The organism is Pseudoclavibacter sp. VKM Ac-2888 (genome assembly GCF_015351285.1).
In the GTDB taxonomy this organism is placed as follows: Bacteria; Actinomycetota; Actinomycetes; order Actinomycetales; family Microbacteriaceae; genus Pseudoclavibacter.
In genome coordinates this window covers 117,096-132,543 of record NZ_JADKSM010000001.1, presented here as the reverse complement: position 1 = coordinate 132,543, position 15,448 = coordinate 117,096, and the positions used below count along the sequence as shown (strand labels likewise).

The 15,448-nt window shown below is 68.5% G+C and carries 13 protein-coding genes; 5 read left to right on the top strand and 8 right to left on the bottom strand.

Translation table 11 applies throughout. The annotated features are described in order from the left end of the window. Nucleotides 1-6: 6 nt before the first annotated feature. The 3 genes from ITJ61_RS00640 to ITJ61_RS00630 are packed head-to-tail and all read right to left on the bottom strand — an operon-like array spanning nt 7 to nt 1,972. The gene (locus tag ITJ61_RS00640; protein ID WP_104240962.1) at nt 7-558 is read right to left on the bottom strand and encodes an amino acid synthesis family protein; all 552 of its coding nucleotides are present in this window, start codon (nt 556-558) and stop codon (nt 7-9) included. Continuing rightward, the gene (locus ITJ61_RS00635; protein ID WP_194685191.1) at nt 555-1,211 is read right to left on the bottom strand and encodes an amino acid synthesis family protein; all 657 of its coding nucleotides are present in this window, start codon (nt 1,209-1,211) and stop codon (nt 555-557) included. The genes ITJ61_RS00640 and ITJ61_RS00635 overlap by 4 nt, the downstream gene beginning before the upstream one ends. 53 nt (nt 1,212-1,264) lie before the next feature. Further along, nucleotides 1,265-1,972 (bottom strand): GntR family transcriptional regulator, encoded by a 708-nt coding sequence (locus ITJ61_RS00630; RefSeq protein ID WP_104240960.1) that lies wholly within the window; start codon nt 1,970-1,972, stop codon nt 1,265-1,267. Nucleotides 1,973-2,089: 117 nt separating this feature from the next. Here ITJ61_RS00630 and ITJ61_RS00625 point away from each other — a divergent pair, with 117 nt between their 5' ends. After that, entirely contained in the window at nt 2,090-3,034 is a 945-nt protein-coding gene (locus tag ITJ61_RS00625) for a flavin reductase (protein ID WP_104342231.1), read from the top strand. A 69-nt stretch (nt 3,035-3,103) separates the two neighbouring features. Continuing rightward, nucleotides 3,104-4,807 (top strand): BCCT family transporter, encoded by a 1,704-nt coding sequence (locus ITJ61_RS00620; RefSeq protein WP_194685190.1) that lies wholly within the window; start codon nt 3,104-3,106, stop codon nt 4,805-4,807. A 154-nt stretch (nt 4,808-4,961) separates the two neighbouring features. Here ITJ61_RS00620 and ITJ61_RS00615 read toward each other — a convergent pair whose 3' ends face one another. Then, entirely contained in the window at nt 4,962-6,701 is a 1,740-nt protein-coding gene (locus ITJ61_RS00615) for an L-aspartate oxidase (RefSeq protein WP_194685189.1), read from the bottom strand. A gap of 77 nt (nt 6,702-6,778) precedes the next feature. Here ITJ61_RS00615 and ITJ61_RS00610 point away from each other — a divergent pair, with 77 nt between their 5' ends. After that, nucleotides 6,779-7,711, top strand: a complete 933-nt coding sequence (locus tag ITJ61_RS00610; RefSeq protein WP_104240956.1) for a LysR family transcriptional regulator — start codon at nt 6,779-6,781, stop codon at nt 7,709-7,711. A gap of 22 nt (nt 7,712-7,733) precedes the next feature. On the opposite strand, the gene ITJ61_RS00605 is transcribed toward ITJ61_RS00610, so the two are convergent. Genes ITJ61_RS00605 through ITJ61_RS00595 form a run of 3 tightly spaced genes read right to left on the bottom strand, consistent with a single transcriptional unit; the run spans nt 7,734 to nt 10,931 of the window. Continuing rightward, the gene (locus ITJ61_RS00605) at nt 7,734-9,263 is read right to left on the bottom strand and encodes a tripartite tricarboxylate transporter permease (RefSeq protein WP_104342234.1); all 1,530 of its coding nucleotides are present in this window, start codon (nt 9,261-9,263) and stop codon (nt 7,734-7,736) included. A gap of 1 nt (nt 9,264) precedes the next feature. Beyond that, nucleotides 9,265-9,891, bottom strand: a complete 627-nt coding sequence (locus tag ITJ61_RS00600) for a tripartite tricarboxylate transporter TctB family protein (RefSeq protein WP_104240954.1) — start codon at nt 9,889-9,891, stop codon at nt 9,265-9,267. Beyond that, nucleotides 9,888-10,931 (bottom strand): tripartite tricarboxylate transporter substrate binding protein, encoded by a 1,044-nt coding sequence (locus ITJ61_RS00595; RefSeq protein ID WP_104240953.1) that lies wholly within the window; start codon nt 10,929-10,931, stop codon nt 9,888-9,890. Before ITJ61_RS00595 ends, ITJ61_RS00600 begins: the two co-directional genes overlap by 4 nt. A 197-nt stretch (nt 10,932-11,128) precedes the next feature. Between ITJ61_RS00595 and ITJ61_RS00590 the strand changes: the two genes are divergently transcribed. Together ITJ61_RS00590 and ITJ61_RS00585 are read left to right on the top strand one after the other, a co-directional pair. Further along, complete coding sequence (locus ITJ61_RS00590) at nt 11,129-12,415, top strand: ATP-binding protein (RefSeq protein ID WP_194685188.1); 1,287 nt, start codon at nt 11,129-11,131, stop codon at nt 12,413-12,415. Nucleotides 12,416-12,458: 43 nt separating this feature from the next. Then, nucleotides 12,459-13,238 (top strand): response regulator, encoded by a 780-nt coding sequence (locus ITJ61_RS00585; protein ID WP_194685187.1) that lies wholly within the window; start codon nt 12,459-12,461, stop codon nt 13,236-13,238. Nucleotides 13,239-13,278: 40 nt separating this feature from the next. Here the strand turns inward: ITJ61_RS00585 and ITJ61_RS00580 are convergent, their stop codons facing one another. After that, nucleotides 13,279-15,423: a cell wall-binding repeat-containing protein gene (locus tag ITJ61_RS00580; RefSeq protein WP_194685186.1), complete on the bottom strand. Its 2,145-nt coding sequence runs from the start codon at nt 15,421-15,423 to the stop codon at nt 13,279-13,281. Nucleotides 15,424-15,448: the final 25 nt, after the last annotated feature.

Below are 15,448 nucleotides of genomic sequence, written 5' to 3'. Positions count from 1 at the left end.
GCCCCGCTACAGCTCGGTCGAGAGCGCCGCGAGTCGCTGCTGCGGGCGCCCCTGGGCAGCCCCGGCCAGGGCGACGAGGATCTCGTCCGGGTGCGGCGCATCCGCGATCCGCACCTCGAACGACTGATGGTGCGAGCGGATCGTCGCGTCGGTGAAGTGCTTGAGCGGGATGTCGAACGCGACACCGGCCGGCCCGCGCTTCTCGACTGCGGGCAGCAGGGTGCTCGCGTTCGCCGCCTTCCGGAAGTGGTCGCCGAACTTGAGCGTGTGGATGAGCGCCGAGCCGTGCTCGACCTCGCCGTTCAACCCGATGATCGCGGCCTTGCCGTACGCCTCGAGCGGTGCTCCGAGCGCCTCCATGACGCGGGGGGCGAGCAGCGCTCCGAGCTCGGATGCGACGGCGTCGATGCCGGCGCTCAGGTCCTCGACGAAGCCCTGGCCGGCCCACGGGTTCTCGATGATGGCGGCGACGACCGCGGTCCTCGCCGCGGGCGAGACCGTGCGGCCGCCCTCGATGAGTGTCTCGTCGACGATGGTGATGACTCTGCGAACCTTCATGCTGCGATTCCTTTCAGGATGTCGGAGGTGACCTTCACGTCGGTCGTGCGGTCTCCGATCCGGGGATGAGGGCGGGGGCCGGACGACGCGACCGCGATGACCGCGATCTCGTCGTGGTGCGGCGCATCCGCCAGGTGCACGTCGAGCGACTGGTAGTGGCTGCGCGTTGCCGCGGCGGTCTTGTGCCAGAGCGGCACTCGCAGGTCGCCCCCGGCCTCGGCTCTCGTGTCCGAGAAGCAGATGATCGAGGTGCCCTCGAGGAACTCGCGGAGCAGGTTGCCGAAGTACGGGGTGTGGATGAGCGCGCCGGCGTGCTCGATCTCGCCGTCGACGCCGACGACGGCGGCCTTCCCGAACGCTTCGACGTTCGCGGCCCCGCCGAGCGCCTCCAGGAGGCGGTCGCTGAGGAGCTTAGCGACGATGGGGGCGATTTCGGACGTGGCCTCCGTGAGGTCGGCGATGGGTCCGGCCCCGACCCACGGGTTGCGGACGACGGCGACGGCGCTCGCCTGCCGGATCGCGGTCGGGGCGTCGACGCCGCCGTCCGAGATGATGTCCTCGTAGGCAGTCGAGATCTTGCGCACGCCGAGGGCGACGGCGCGCTCGCGCAGCGTCTCGCCGCGACGCTCGGTCGCTGTGGCGGTGGTGGTCATGGTGGCTCCTGGTCTCCTCGAACGTCTGGTGTGCCCGGATGGGCGTCGGCGACTCAGGCGGTGATCGACTCGCTGTCGGCCGGGTTGCCGTGATCGGCCGGCGCGAGGGCTGCGCGGCTCGACGCCTCGACGTGCGTTCGCATGGCGAACTCGGCGCCGATCGCATCCTTCTCCACGATCGAGCGCACAACCGCGCGGTGCTCGTGGTTGGAGGCGAGCAGACGGCCGGGGCGCTCGATCGTGCGCAGCACGATGCGGTGGTAGGCGAGCTGGTTCATGAGGCGCTCGTAGTGCTCCGCGAGTTTGGCGTTGTCGGCGCCGAGCACGATGGTCCAGTGGAACTCGTGCACGAGGCGGGCGTACTCAGCCGTGTCGCCGGCCTTGGCGGCGGCGTCGCTCTCGTCGAGATTGCGCGAGAGGGCGGCGACCTCCGAGGTGGGGCCGCGGCGGGCGAGCAGGTTCGCGGCGAGCCCTTCCAGCGATTCCTTGAGCTGGAACAGCTCGACGATCTCCCGCCGGGTGGGTGTTCGCACGAACGTCCCGACGCGGGGACGGATCTCGACGAGGCCCTCGTTCTCCAGCTGCTTGAGCGCCTCGCGGATGGGGGTGCGGCTCACGCCGAACTCCTGCGCGAGCACGAGCTCCGGCATCGGGTCGCCGGGTGGGTACGTGCCGCTCGTCACGAGACGGCGGAGTCGCTCGAGGAGAGGGAGGTCTGCGTACGCCTCATCGCTGAGACCCAACGGCGTGATCTGTTGCATACAAGAACGCTAGCTGGCATGCCACAGAATTGTCAACGACTCCGATTTTTCTCAGGAAACACAACGTTTACAACCAAGCGTTGACGCATGCATGAACCCAGGGTTACGCTCCGTTGCATGCAAGCAAACATCAAAGATGCTGTCGCAGCTGCATGGTCCGACGTCTGGGATCGGGGTGACTTCGGTGCGTTCGAAGCCCTCGTGACCACGGATTATCGGCGCGAGAGCACAAGATCGGGTCGGGTGTCCGCACTCGACGAGTTCAAGCAGGAGGTCACCGAGGTGCGCGCCGCGTTCCCGGACCTCGTCACGCGCATCGACCAGGTCCTGGTCGAGGACGACGCGCTCGCCGTCTTCTGGACCTCAGACGGCACGTTCAGCCAGCCGCTCGGCACCGTCCCCCCGACGGGCAAGCGCGTCGTCACGAACGGATCCAACTACGGCACCCTGCGGGACGGACGCGTCTCTTCCGAGCGCGTGACCTGGGACTCCGCCGAGCTGCTCACCCACCTCGGCCTCCCCTCCCTGCACTCGGCCTTCGAGGATGCCGACGCCGACTACGCCGACGAGTCCGCAGCTCCCCCGCGCGAGATGCTCAAGGCGTTCAACAAGCAGTTCATCTCCGGCGTCACGGTCGTCACGACGAAGGACGAGGAGGGCCGCCCCCGCGGACTCGCCGTGAGCGCCTACTCCTCGGTGTCCCTCGACCCGCCCCTCGTCCTCGTGTGCGTGCAGAAGTCGTCGTCCACGTACCCCTCGCTCTTCCGGTCGACGAACCTCGGCATCAACATCCTGTCCAGCGAGCAGCAGCACGTGCTCGCGACCTTCGCCTCCAAGTCCCCGGACAAGTTCGCCGACATCACCTGGCACGAAGGGCCAGAGGGCAGCCCGCTCATCGACGGCTCCTCCGCCTCCATCGAGGTCGAGATCAAGGAGCGCTTCCAGGCCCTCACCCACACCATCTTCATCGGCCGCGTGCACCACGCGACTACCACCGACGACGCGCCCATCCTCTACAAGGCCGGCAAGTTCTTCGATGGACGAGGGCTCTCAGAGCTCTGACCAGGTCATCACAACCGCGATGACCGTTCCGCCCTCCCGGGCCTGCCTCCTCCGAAGTGGAGCAACACCATGACTCTTCACCATCCTCCGAAGCCCGAGCTGCATGATGACGACGCACTCGATGGTCACGGGCTCGAGCCGACGTCCGGCCCGAGTCGCGCCCAGGCCGCGGCCGACTCGCTGCGTCACCGACCCGGCGTCGTCTTCTGGGTATCGATCGGCCTGATCCTGGCGTTCGTCTCGTGGGCGGCGATCTCGCCAGACACGCTCAACGGATCCATGACGGCCGCGATCACCTGGGCCTCGGCGACCGTGGGCTGGTCGTACCTCCTCGTGACGATCGGCTGCATCGGCCTGCTCGTCTACCTCGCCTGCAGCCGGTTCGGGCGCATCCGCCTCGGTGCTGACAGCGACCGACCCGAGTTCAGCACATGGGCCTGGCTCGCCATGATCCTCTCGGCCGTCATGGGCGTCGGCCTCATCAGCTACGGCGTCGCCGAGCCGATCTCCCACTTCGTCACGCCCCCGCACGGACTCGCCGAGTCCGGCACCGTCGAGGCCGCCGTCGTCGCCATGCAGTTCTCCTACTTCGACTGGGGCCCCCACGCCTGGGCCGTCTTCGGCGTCTTCGGCGTCGCGATCGCCTACTCCACGCACCGCAAGGGCAACACGGGGCTCGTCTCCCCCATGCTGCGCCCCATCTTCGGAGACCGCGTCGACGGGTGGCTCGGCAACGTCATCGACATCTTCGCGATCATCGCGACCCTGTTCGGCACCACGACGTCCCTCGGGCTGGGCGCCTCGCAGATCACGGAGGGCCTCAACCGCGTCATGGGGCTGCCGACGGAGACCTTCATCCAGATCCTCGTGATCGCCGTCATCACGGTCATCTTCACGCTCTCCGCGCTGTCTGGCGTGAACCGCGGCATCAAGTACATCTCGCAGATCACGATGCTCGCCTCGGTGGCCCTCGGCATCTTCGTCTTCTTCGTGGGGCCGACGAACTTCATCACGAACCTCTTCGTGCGCTCGACCGGCGCCTACGTGAGCAACTTCTTCGAGATGAGCCTCACGACCCCGCTGACGGCCGACGACGGTCAGTGGATGCAGTGGTGGACGTACTTCATGATGGCCTGGTGGCTCAGCTGGGGCGCGTTCGTCGGCGTCTTCCTCGCGAAGATCTCGCGCGGCCGCACCATCCGCCAGTTCGTCCTCGGCGTCATGGTCGTGCCGAGCCTCGTGTTCTTCGGCTGGTTCACGATCTTCGGCGGCTCGGCCATCAAGTTCGACCTCGACGGCGACGGCAGCATCGGCACCGCGGCCACGGCCGACGTGAACTCGGCGTTCTTCGAGATGCTCTCGAACCTGCCGCTCGTGGAGATCACGTCGATCGTCGCGATCGTCCTCGTCGTGCTGTTCTTCATCTCGGGTGCCGACGCGAACACGTTCGTGCTGAGCATGCTCTCCTCCAGAGGCGCGCTCGAACCGGCCAAGCCGGTCCTCGCGATCTGGGGCCTCCTCACCGGCCTGTGCGCATCCCTGCTGCTGCTCACCGGTGGACTCGCGGCGCTCCAGCAGGCGGCGATGCTCTCGGCGCTGCCGTTCACGATCATCGTCGCGCTGCTGGGCATCTCCCTCATCCTGCAGCTGCGCGAGGACCCGCACTTCGACTACACGAGGGACGTGCGCCGCGAGGACCTCCGGACGGGCGTGCTGCGCCTGCCGGAGCACGGCCCGAGGCGCAAGCCGAATCCCGAGTCGCCGCGCCCCTGACCCCCGCGCCCCGAGACACCTGAGCCGGGAGCTGAGTTGTGGTCGTCAACATACCGTTGAAGCGACCACAACTCAGCTCCCGGTTCGGGCTATCGCGGCGTGGGCGGAGGAGAGGGGCGAGAGGACAGGTGATGTCTGCTCCAGCCCTGGAGAGCTATTCGACGAGCTTGCCCTCCACGGAGACCTCGCCGATGAGCTCGGCGATCTCGGCGGGGACGGGCGGGATCTCCTCCCGGGTGATGCCGCCGCCCGGCGACCACACGAGGTTGACCTGCATGGCGGGGTCGAGCTCGGGGAAATCGCTGCGGTTGTGGCAGCCGCGCGTCTCGCGACGCTCCAGGGCGGCCTCCAGGGTCGCCCTCGCGGCGAGGGCCGACGACTTGAGGTCGAAGGCGTGCGCGAGGTCCTGGAACCCGGCGATATCGGGGTGGATGCCGACGTCCTCCATCCGAGCCTCGATGACGTCGAGCGCCGCGATGCCGGCCTTGAGCCCCTCCTCGTCACGCACGACGCCCGCATACTCGGTCATCGTGTCGCGGATGGCGCGCTGCAGGGCGCGCACGTTCTCACGACCGTCGGCGCCGAGCAGCTCGTCGATCTCGCCGCGCGCCTGCGCGACGGCTGCCGGAGACCGGAGCTGCGCATCCAGCCCCTCGGAATGGGCGACGGCCGCCCGGCCGACGATGCGGCCGAAGACGAGCAGCTCGATGAGCGAGTTGCCGCCGAGGCGGTTCGCGCCGTGGAGGCCGCTCGACGCCTCGCCGATCGCGTAGAGCCCGTCGACGTCGGTGCCGTGGTCGTCGGGGCGAACCCACACGCCACCCATCGAGTAGTGGGCGGTCGGCGCGATCTCGATCGGGCTGACGGTGATGTCGAGCATCTGCAGGTCGAGCATCTGCTGGTAGATGCGCGGCAGGCGGTTCATGATCGTCTCGCGGGGCAGGTGCGAGACGTCGAGCCAGACGCCGCCGTTCGCGGTGCCGCGACCCTCCTTGATCTCGGTGTACGCGGCGAGCGCGACCCGGTCGCGTGTCGAGAGCTCCATGCGCTCGGGGTCGTAGCGCTCCATGAAGCGCTCCCCCAGGCCGTTCGTGAGGATGCCGCCTTCGCCGCGGGCCGCTTCCGAGACGAGTGTGCCGGCCGCGTTCTCGGGCTCGATGATGCCGGAGGGGTGGAACTGCACGAGCTCGGGGTCGCGCAGGCGCCCGCCGGCTTCGACGGCGAGGCGGAACGAGTCGCCCGTGTTCTCGTCGCGTCGCGAGGAGGTGCGGCGCCAGATGCGGTTGTGCCCGCCGGCGGCGAGAATCACCGAGTCGGCGTGGATGAGGTACCTCGTGCCGTCGTTGATGTCGAACCCGTAGGCACCGAAGACGACGTTGTCGCGCACGAGGATGCGGGTGATGTAGACGGTGTCGAGGATGGGGATGTTCAGCTGCTCCGTGCGGGCGACGAGGGAGCGCTGGATCTCGAGGCCCGTGTAGTCGCCGGCGAAGGCGGTGCGGCGGAACTTGTGGGCGCCGAAGAAGCGCTGCGAGATGCGGCCGTCGCCTTCGCGCTGGAAGCCCATGCCGTAGCGCTCGAGGTCGCGGATACCCTGCTCGGCGCCCCGGGTCACGATCTCGACGGTGTGCGGGTTGGCGAGCCAGTAGCTCTCCTTGATGGTGTCGGCGGCGTGCTGCTGCCAGCTGTCGTCCGCGTCCATCGTGCCGAGGGCCGCGTTGATGCCGCCGGCGGCGAGCGAGGTGTGGGCGTCGTGCTTGGGGCGCTTGCCCACGGCGAGCACGTCGACACCCTGCTCGGCGACTTCGATGGCGGCGCGCAGGCCGGAACCGCCGGTTCCGATGACGAGCACGGTGGTGGAGATCTGGCGTTCGATGGACTTGGTCGCGGTCATGTCAGCAACGTTAGAGAGCGCCCGATGATTACTCCAATGCATAGTCCTGTTCGTCCTGATGCGCGTAGGCTATCGGCATGAACCTGGACCAGTTGCGGAGCTTCGTGGAGGTCGCCTCGCAGGGGCACTTCACACGGGCGGCGGAGGTGCTGCACCTCGCGCAACCCTCGCTGAGCCGCCAGATCTCGACCCTCGAGCAGGACCTCGGCGCGCCGCTCTTCAACCGCACGCCAGGTCGAGTCGCGCTCACCGATGCGGGTGAATCCCTGCTCCCGCTCGCCCGGCGAATGCTCGCCGACGCCGACTCGGTGCGGCGCGAGATGGCGGAGCTCACCGACCTCAAGCGGGGCACGGTGCGGCTCGGCGCCACGCCCTCGCTGTGCGTGAGCCTCGTCGCGGACGCGCTGCAGTCGTTCCACGCCTCGCATCCCGGCATCGAGCTGCACGTCTCGGAGAGCGGCTCCCAGGGGCTCATCGAGCAGCTCGCGGAAGGCGCGCTCGATCTCGCGCTCATCACGACTCCCGAATCCAGGCAGACCCCACGCGCCACCCTCACCAGGTTGCCGCTGCTCAACGAGGAACTCGTCGTGGTGTCCCCCGTCGACGGGGCCGCGGCGATCCGCTCCCCCACCATCTCCCTCGAGGAGCTTGCCGCCGCCCCACAGGTGGTCTTCTCGCGGGGCTACGACCTCCGTGCCACAGCAGAGGCCGCGTTCCTCAAGGCCGATCTGCGACCGAACGTGGTGGTCGAGGGGCCGGAGATGGATGCGGTGCTGCGCTTCGTGGAGCTCGGACTCGGCGTCGCGGTCGTGCCGGCCATGGTCATCCGCGGGCGGGCGGGCTTCCGCTCCGCCAGGCTCACGAGCTCCATCCTGCAGCGCACCGTGAGCCTCGCACACCGGAGCGACGTGCCCCTCTCGCGCGCCGCACGCGCCATGGCGGCGACGATCGAATCGATCGCCGCCGCCATGGTCGGCCAGACGCCGGGAACCAGCAGCGTGGAGCCGTGAGGCTGGTGCCGGGAACGGCACGCTAGCTGTTCACGAGCTCCTTCTGCTCCTGCTTTGCACGCTTGCGAGCCACGAGGCGGCCGCGCACGGTGAAGGCGAGCACCAGCGCCAGGAGGGTGTAGAGCGCGATCGCGATCGGCCCCTGCACCAGCACCGAGAAGTCGCCGTTGGCGCTCATCGCCGCGTCCCGCAGGCTCGTCTCGGCCAGCGGGCCGAGGACCATGCCGATGATGAGCGGTGCGATCGGGAAGTCGAGGGCACGCATCAGGAAGCCGAGCAGGCCGACCCCAAGCAGCATGAGCAGATCGAACGTCGAACCCGACGTGGCGTAGATGCCGAGCGCGCAGAAGATCGTGATGCCCGCGTACAGGTAGGGACGCGGGATCAGGAGCAGCTTCGCCCACAGCATCGCGAACGGCAGGTTCAGGACGAGCAGCACCACCATGGCGATGAAGAAGCTCGCGAGCAGCGCCCAGACCAGCTCGGGGGCGCGGTCGAAGAGCAGCGGGCCCGGCTGCAGGCCGTACTGACGGAACGCGGCGAGCATGATCGCCGCGGTCGCCGAGATGGGGAGACCGAGCGCCAGGAGCGCGCCCATCGCCATACCGGTCGTCGCATTGCCAGCGGCCTCCGGGGCTGCGAGGCCCCTGATCGCGCCCTTGCCGAACTGCGGGTCCTTGCGGCGCGCATCCAGTCGCTTCTCCAGGCCGAAGGCGAGGAACGTGGGGATCTCGGAGCCGCCGGCCGGCACTACACCGAACGGGAGACCGATGACGGTGCCACGCAGCCAGGCCGGGGTGGCCTCCTTGAACTCCTTGCGGCTCAGCCACGGGCGACCCTTCGGACGGATCATGCCCTTGTCGTTGACGTGCCGCTCGAGGCAGGCGACGTAGATGACCTCGCCGAGCGCGAGGACCGCGACGGTCACGGTCACCAGCGAGATGCCGTCGAACAGCTGCGGGGAGTCCATCGTGAAGCGCGGGGCGCCGGAGACGCCATCGATGCCGATGACCGCGATGCCGAGGCCGATGAACAGGGCCGTGAGCCCCTTGACGACGTTGTCGGTGACCACCGTGGAGGTCGCCGCGAACGCGAACACCGCGAGGGCGAAGAACTCCGCCGGCCCGAAGCTGCTGGAGAAGTCGGCAAGCGCAGGGGCCAGGAAGACCACCACGATCGAGGCGATGAAGCCACCGATGAACGCGCCGATGGCAGCCGTCGCGAGCGCCTGGGCGGCCCGACCGTTCAGCGCCATCTTGTGACCCTCGAACGTCGAGGCGATGGCCGAGGCCTGCCCGGGCGTGTTCATCAGGATGCCCATGGTCGAGTCGCCGAAGAGGCCACCGAAATAGACGCCGGCGAACATGATGAACGCGGCCGTCGGCTCGAGCGAGAACGTGACGGGCAGCAGGAGGGCGACCGCCATCGAGGAGCCGAGGCCCGGCAGCACGCCGACGGCGGTCCCGAGGAGGCAGCCGATGAAGACCCACATGAGGTTCTGCCAGGTGAGGGCACCGGCGAACCCCTCCATGAGGAGTTGGAGCGTTTCCATGTCAGATACCTCCGAGGATGCCGGACGGGAGCGACATGCCGAGTGCCATGTCGAAGGCGATGTAGGCGAGCGAGCTCAGCGTGAACCCCACGACGAGGCTCGCCACCGGCTTCGTCGAGCCGAAGCCGCGGGCCACGCACCAGAAGAGGAGGGCTGCTGCGATGACCCAGCCGAGCAGGTCGAGCGTCAGCGAGAACACCAGGAACGAGCCGACGACCCAGGCGAACGATTTCACGTCGACGCGCACCTTGCGGGGAGCGCCGGCTGCGCCCGCCGCAGCAAGCGCCTCGTCGTCGGCCAGCGCACGGGCGAGAAGCTCCTCCTCGGTCATCGTCGACGAGGCCGCGGTCGCGCGCAGCTCACGGACGGCACCGACGGCGAGCAGAGCCGCGAAGAGGTACAGGCCGGCGGCGATGAGGCCGGGGAAGAACTGCGGCCCGGGGAAGTCGGCCCCCTCTGGCACCTTCATCGTGAAGATGCCGTAGAGGAGGTAGGTGGCGAAGGCTGCGATGACCAGCGGCATCGTCAGCCCCTTGAGGAGGGTGGCCGTCTTGCTTGGGCCTGCGGCGAAGGTCAGGTCTCCGCCGATGACCGCCGACGCGGCAGTCGGGTTCGCGTGGTGCGTCATTGTCCCATCTCCTCGTAGAGCGCCGTGATGCGCAGTTCCTCTTCAGCGAGGAACGTGTCGAGCTCGTCGCCCGTGATGAGGCGCTCGTTCCAGTGGTACCTCTCGATGGCTTCCTGCCACTCGGGTGTCTCCGTCGTCTGCACCACGAGTTCGGCGAGGGCGTCCGTCTGCTCCTCGGTCAAGCCTGAGGGAGCGTGGATCGAGCGCCAGTTCGTGAGCGAGATGTCGTAACCCTGCTCGGCGGCTGTCGGAATGTCGACGCCTTCGATGGGCTCCTCCGCCACCACCGCGAGGGCCCGCAACCTGCCGGCTTCGATCTGGTCGATGTTGTCTGCGTAGCCTCCCGCCGCGGCCTTCGCCGTGCCGTTGAGGAGCGCCTGGATGGCCTCGCCACCGCCGTCAGACGAGATGTAGGTAGTGTCGACGGGCTCGATGCCTGCGCTCAGCGCGAGGTCGGTCACCACGAGCTGGTCGAACGAGCCACCGCCGGTCCACGGGATGGACTTCGGGTCGGCCTTCCATGCCGTGGCGAGATCCTCGAGGGTCTCGTACGGGGAGTCGGCTGGGACGACGATGACGTCGTACTCCTCGACCATCACCGCGAGCGGCGTGACGTCTTCGAGCTTTGCCGCGGAGTCGTACTGGATGGTGGCGGCCAGCAGGCCGGTTCCACCGACGAGGAGGTTGTTGGGTTCGCCATCGAGCACGGAGACATTGCCAAGCGCGATCGTTCCGCCGGCCCCTGGCATGTTGACCACCTGCACGTTGTTGACGAGCCCCTCGGCTTTCTGCGCCTGCTGCAGTTCGCGGGCGACCGTGTCCCAGCCGCCACCGGCAGCTGCCGGGGCGATGATCGTCATGGACGCGTTGATGTCCTGACCCGCCGCGGCGGACGTGATCGACCCGAAGCTCGCGACGGCGATCGATGCGGCGGCTACGACTCCACCGATGACGCGGCCGACCACACGCCTGCCGCCGGGCTTGGCCTGCCGGCCCGGTTCGTCCGGCGCCGCCGGGTCTTTCGTTGCTCGGATCATCATTGCTCCATTCGCGCGGACATCGTTGTCTCCGCAATATCGACCTAGGATTGCACCGCGCTCGCACGTGAGGAGCTCCACGAGGAGTTGTGCTCATAAGTGCTCGCGAGCCCGGTGCGAAGAGGCGCCGCTCGGGTCTGCGCAGGCCGAAGGCTCGAGCCAGAGGCCGCAAGCCAGGGGCGCGGGAAGTGAGGATGACGATGCCGTTCAAGCTCAGCCAGCGAGCCGTGCGCCTGGGGATGCTCGTGGTGCCGAGTCTCATCACGCTCGGCTCCGTCTCGATCACGGCCGCGATCGCCTTCTCGGCGCAGGAGAGGGAGCTTCGCGAGACCACCGCCGAGCGCGTGCATGAAGTCGCGTCGAGCCTGGCACAGCTGGACGAGGTACGTGGAGCGCTCGAAGCCGTCACGAGTGCGGGCACCACCTCAGCGCTCGCGAACGCGGACGACCTCGCCGGGGCCACCGATGCCCTGCAGCCGCTTGCCAGCCTCGTGGAGAACGCGACGGGCGTCTACTACGTCGTCATCACCGACGACGAGGGCGTGCGCATCACGCATCCGGACCCCGCCGAGCGTGGGGTGCAGGTCTCGACGGCCAACGCCTCCGTCCTCGCCGGGGAGGCGTTTCACGGCACAGAAGAAGGTGCATCCGGCCCCTCGCTGCGCGCGAAGGTCCCCGTGGTCGGGCAAGACGACACCGTCCTCGGAATGGTCGCCGTCGGCGTGCTCGAGTCGAGCATCTCCGCGGACAGCGCCGAGGCCCTCGGGGAGCTCCTCCCCTGGACGATCGGCGCACTCGTCCTCGGCACGCTCGCCAGCTCGGCCCTCGCGTTCGCGGTCGAGCGCCGGTTCCGCAGACTCGACGCGCTCGCCGCCGAGCACGCGCAGATGCGGCGCACGACCACCGCCCTGCGCGAGCAGTCTCACGAGTTCAGCACCCGCATGCACGTGGTCCACGGCCTCGTCTCGAGAGGCGACACCCAGGACGCGCTCGAGTACATCGACGAGGTCGTGCCGGTTCGGACGGCAGGGGTCGACGCTTCCGACAGCACCGATTCGAGTCTCCACCTGCCCCTTCTCGACGCCACGACGCAGGCGGTGCGGGCCGAACTACACGAGCTGGGAGCGCAGGCGAGCTTCGACCTCGAGCTCGACGAGGACATCGACGACGGCGTCGTGACCGTCATCGCGAACCTCTGCCGGAACGCGGGCGAGGCGGGCGCATCCCAGGTCCTCTGCACGCTTCGCGAGAGCGGCAGCCGCATCATCGGGCTCGTAGACGACGACGGTCCCGGCCTGGACGCCGAAGCGAGCGGCCGTATCTTCGCCCCTGGGTTCTCTTCCAAGCCCGACCCGAGCGGACTCGGACGGGGCATCGGCCTCGAGCTCGTCCGCCGGACGGTCACGTCGCGCCGCGGCACCATCGAAGTCGGGGCGTCACGACTCGGCGGGTCGCGCTTCGCCTTCGAGATCGAGCGGCTGCCATGACCGAGATCATCGACGCCGTCGTTGCGGCCAGGAGAGGAGCGGCATGAGCAGAACCGAGAAGAGCCCGCGGGCGGCCTCGAACCCGATCCGAGTGCTCGTGGTCGACGACGATCGTGGGGCCAGGGCCCTGCATAGCGGGTTCATCACCGACATCCCCGGATTCTCGCTCGCCGGTACCGCCAGCACCGGTGAGTCCGCGCTCGCGCAGAGCATGAGCGGGGTCGACCTCATGCTCCTGGACATGCGGCTGCCCGACATCAGCGGAGTCGAAGTCCTGCACCGGCTCAGAACACTCGGCGCGAAGGTGCCGGACGTGCTGGTGATCAGCTCGTCCCGCGACCAGACGACGGTGCGGCAGGCCCTCGCGGCCCACGTCGTCGGCTACCTCATCAAGCCGTTCACGCAGGCCGCCCTGCAGGAGCGCCTCGACCTCTACAGCGCCGAGCGTCGAGCGAGTTCGGAGAGCGACCGCGAGCGACCCCTCGGCCAGGGTGAGATCGACCGGCTGCTGGCCACAGGCAGCATTCGTCAGCCCGCCGTGCCGCGCGGCCACTCGAGCGTGGCGCGAAACGGTGCCGCGCAGTCGGCGCAGCTCCCGAAAGGGCTGGCACAGGTCACGCTCGAGCGGGTCGTCGCCTCGCTCGACCCGGTGATCCCCGCCACGGTGCTCGACGTCGCCGAGGCCTGCGACATCTCCCGTGCGACCGCGAGGCGCTACCTCGACCACCTCGTCGAGACGGGGGTGATCGACCTGGCGCACCGGTACGGCAAGCGCGGGCGGCCGCAGGTGCTCTACCGGTTGTCTCCCTCCCCCGAGCGCTGATCTCCCGGCCATGGTCACCGCGGTGCGCGCTGGGCGATCCCTACGCGCACCGCTTCTTCTGGATGTCCGAGACCAGGTCGCTCGTCGTTCCGACGACGTTGTAGTTGGCCCCGGGGTACTTCGAGGTCACGGCCCACGCAGTCTGAGGAACGCACGTCTGCGTGGCGAGTACCAGCGGATACCCGGTGCGCGCGGAGACGAGCAGGGCCACGGCGATGTCCGCGGAGCTCCCGGGGTTCGCGAGCGCGAAGCCCTTCGGACGGATGCTCCCGGCGTCGAAGTCGCCCAGGAGCGCCCCGTTGATGGCGAACGCGTCCGAGGAGTTGACTCGGGTCGTGTTCGAGATCTTGGCCTTCACCTCGTTGAAGACGGTCGCCGAGAGCGACGCCACTGGGCCGATGACACGGGCCGAGGTGACCTTGCCGGTTGCGAAGTAGGCCTTGAAGCTGGCGCTGGTCTGCGTCGGCCCGGTCAGGAGCACCGGCGCCTTGGCGAGGGTGGCCCTCCCGGAGGCGTTGGCGATCTCCGTCGCCTTGCCGCTGCTGGCGATGTACACGTTGGGGTCGTTGGGGAAGAACCGCTTCGCCACCACGAGCGCGGTCTCCGACTTGTCGGCGGCGGTCACGACCTCGAGCCTCGGTGTGAGCTTCCCGAGCGCGGTCTTCTGCGCCTCCGAGATCGTGCCGATGACGAAGATCGCTGAGGGTTTCAGCCTCGTCACCTCGGCGGAGATGCTGGACGGGAGCGCGTCTGGCTTCGTGAGCAGCAGGTTGCCGTTGATCTTGGCGGCGACGGGGGCCGCGAGGAGTGCATCCACACCGCCCTCGCCGTTTGCGATGACCAGCTTGTTGCCGACCGTGTTGACCTTGCCGGAGGCCGTGACCGTGTTGGCGTAGGTGTCGGTGGAGCCCAGGCGGTCGACGACACCCGGTGCCGCCGTCGGGCTCGGCGGTGTCGTCGGCGTCGCGGTCGGTGTCGGCGTGGCGGTCGGCGCCCCGAACTGCGGCAGCTTCGTGCTCGAGGTGATCTCGCCCCACTTCGTGAGGGTCCATGGGATCTTGTTGATGAGGTCGACGCTGCCGTGCGCGTTGTGGACGATGCCGCCGGGGAGGTACGGGTTGGGCTTGCCCTGCGCGGTGTACGTGACGGGATGCTGCAGGTTGAGCGCCATGGTCCAGAAGTTCTGGTCGGTGATGATGCCGCCGTACTCCTGCAGGTTCTTGACGACGACCTTCTCGAAGCTGGAGAGACCGAGCGCGGCGATCTTCGCGTTCGTGGCCGCGTCGTTGGGGATCCAGAACCGCTGCCCCATCTTCGGGGCGTGCGCCTCGCTCAGCTTCCCGTCGGTCTGGTAGGCGGGCCACATGGCCGTGCCCGACCGCGTGGAGGGGAAGGTCCAGCTCGTGACGTGGTTGATGGAGCCCGCCGCGATCTCCTCAGCGCCTGCCATGAGGAACTCGTTCATGACGCCGCCGACGGAGCTCGTGCCCCGCTCCGCCTTGAGCCATTCGTTCTGGTCGAACCAGTTCGTCGACTTCGGGGAGTTGAGGGTGGTGAGGTAGCCGCCGCCCATCATCCAGGACCCGTCGCTCTGCTTCTCGGCGACGTAGTACCCGCGCACGATGCCGGTGGCGATATCGACGACGGTCATCGACTGGTCGCCGCCCGGAATCGGACCGCCGGGCAGGGCGTGCGCCGGGATGACGACCTTGCCGTAGTTCTTCGCGGTGGTCGCGAACGGAGTGATCTGGAACCCGTACGTGCCTCCGGTCGCCGAAGCGGTCGCCTTGCCCTCCATGACGGGGTGGATGTCCGGGTAGAGCGCGTAGCTCTGCATCTTCACCTTCACCCAGTTGGCGTCGGCCTTCGAGCTGTCGACCGTGTAGATGGGGATCGTGAAGTTCTCGCGGTTCGTGGAGGTCTTGAGTCGGCCCTTCCAGTAGTCGCTGAGGTACCGGTCGGGCAGCGTGTCGACCATCGCGGCCGTCTGGTCGGACAGCGACGAGACGGGCGCGCCCTGCGGTGTCGTCGTCGCGGAGCTGCCTTTGGCGACGTAGTTCGCTGACGACATGACGTCTTGGCCCACGGTCCCGAAGTTCGCGGCCTGGGCTGGGCCGGTTCCGAGGAACGTCAGCAGTGAGGCCGCGAGCAGCGCGGCGAGAGAGAGGGAGAGCGCTTTCTTCATGAGTCACATCCGTGTTCATTGATCG

Coding starts and splice junctions, on each gene's coding strand:
- ITJ61_RS00640 (WP_104240962.1), bottom strand. CDS start 558: ATGAAGGTTCGCAGAGTCATCACCATCGTCGACGAGACACTCATCGAG.
- ITJ61_RS00635 (WP_194685191.1), bottom strand. CDS start 1,211: ATGACCACCACCGCCACAGCGACCGAGCGTCGCGGCGAGACGCTGCGC.
- ITJ61_RS00630 (WP_104240960.1), bottom strand. CDS start 1,972: ATGCAACAGATCACGCCGTTGGGTCTCAGCGATGAGGCGTACGCAGAC.
- ITJ61_RS00625 (WP_104342231.1), top strand. CDS start 2,090: ATGCAAGCAAACATCAAAGATGCTGTCGCAGCTGCATGGTCCGACGTC.
- ITJ61_RS00620 (WP_194685190.1), top strand. CDS start 3,104: ATGACTCTTCACCATCCTCCGAAGCCCGAGCTGCATGATGACGACGCA.
- ITJ61_RS00615 (WP_194685189.1), bottom strand. CDS start 6,701: ATGACCGCGACCAAGTCCATCGAACGCCAGATCTCCACCACCGTGCTC.
- ITJ61_RS00610 (WP_104240956.1), top strand. CDS start 6,779: ATGAACCTGGACCAGTTGCGGAGCTTCGTGGAGGTCGCCTCGCAGGGG.
- ITJ61_RS00605 (WP_104342234.1), bottom strand. CDS start 9,263: ATGGAAACGCTCCAACTCCTCATGGAGGGGTTCGCCGGTGCCCTCACC.
- ITJ61_RS00600 (WP_104240954.1), bottom strand. CDS start 9,891: ATGACGCACCACGCGAACCCGACTGCCGCGTCGGCGGTCATCGGCGGA.
- ITJ61_RS00595 (WP_104240953.1), bottom strand. CDS start 10,931: ATGATGATCCGAGCAACGAAAGACCCGGCGGCGCCGGACGAACCGGGC.
- ITJ61_RS00590 (WP_194685188.1), top strand. CDS start 11,129: ATGCCGTTCAAGCTCAGCCAGCGAGCCGTGCGCCTGGGGATGCTCGTG.
- ITJ61_RS00585 (WP_194685187.1), top strand. CDS start 12,459: ATGAGCAGAACCGAGAAGAGCCCGCGGGCGGCCTCGAACCCGATCCGA.
- ITJ61_RS00580 (WP_194685186.1), bottom strand. CDS start 15,423: ATGAAGAAAGCGCTCTCCCTCTCTCTCGCCGCGCTGCTCGCGGCCTCA.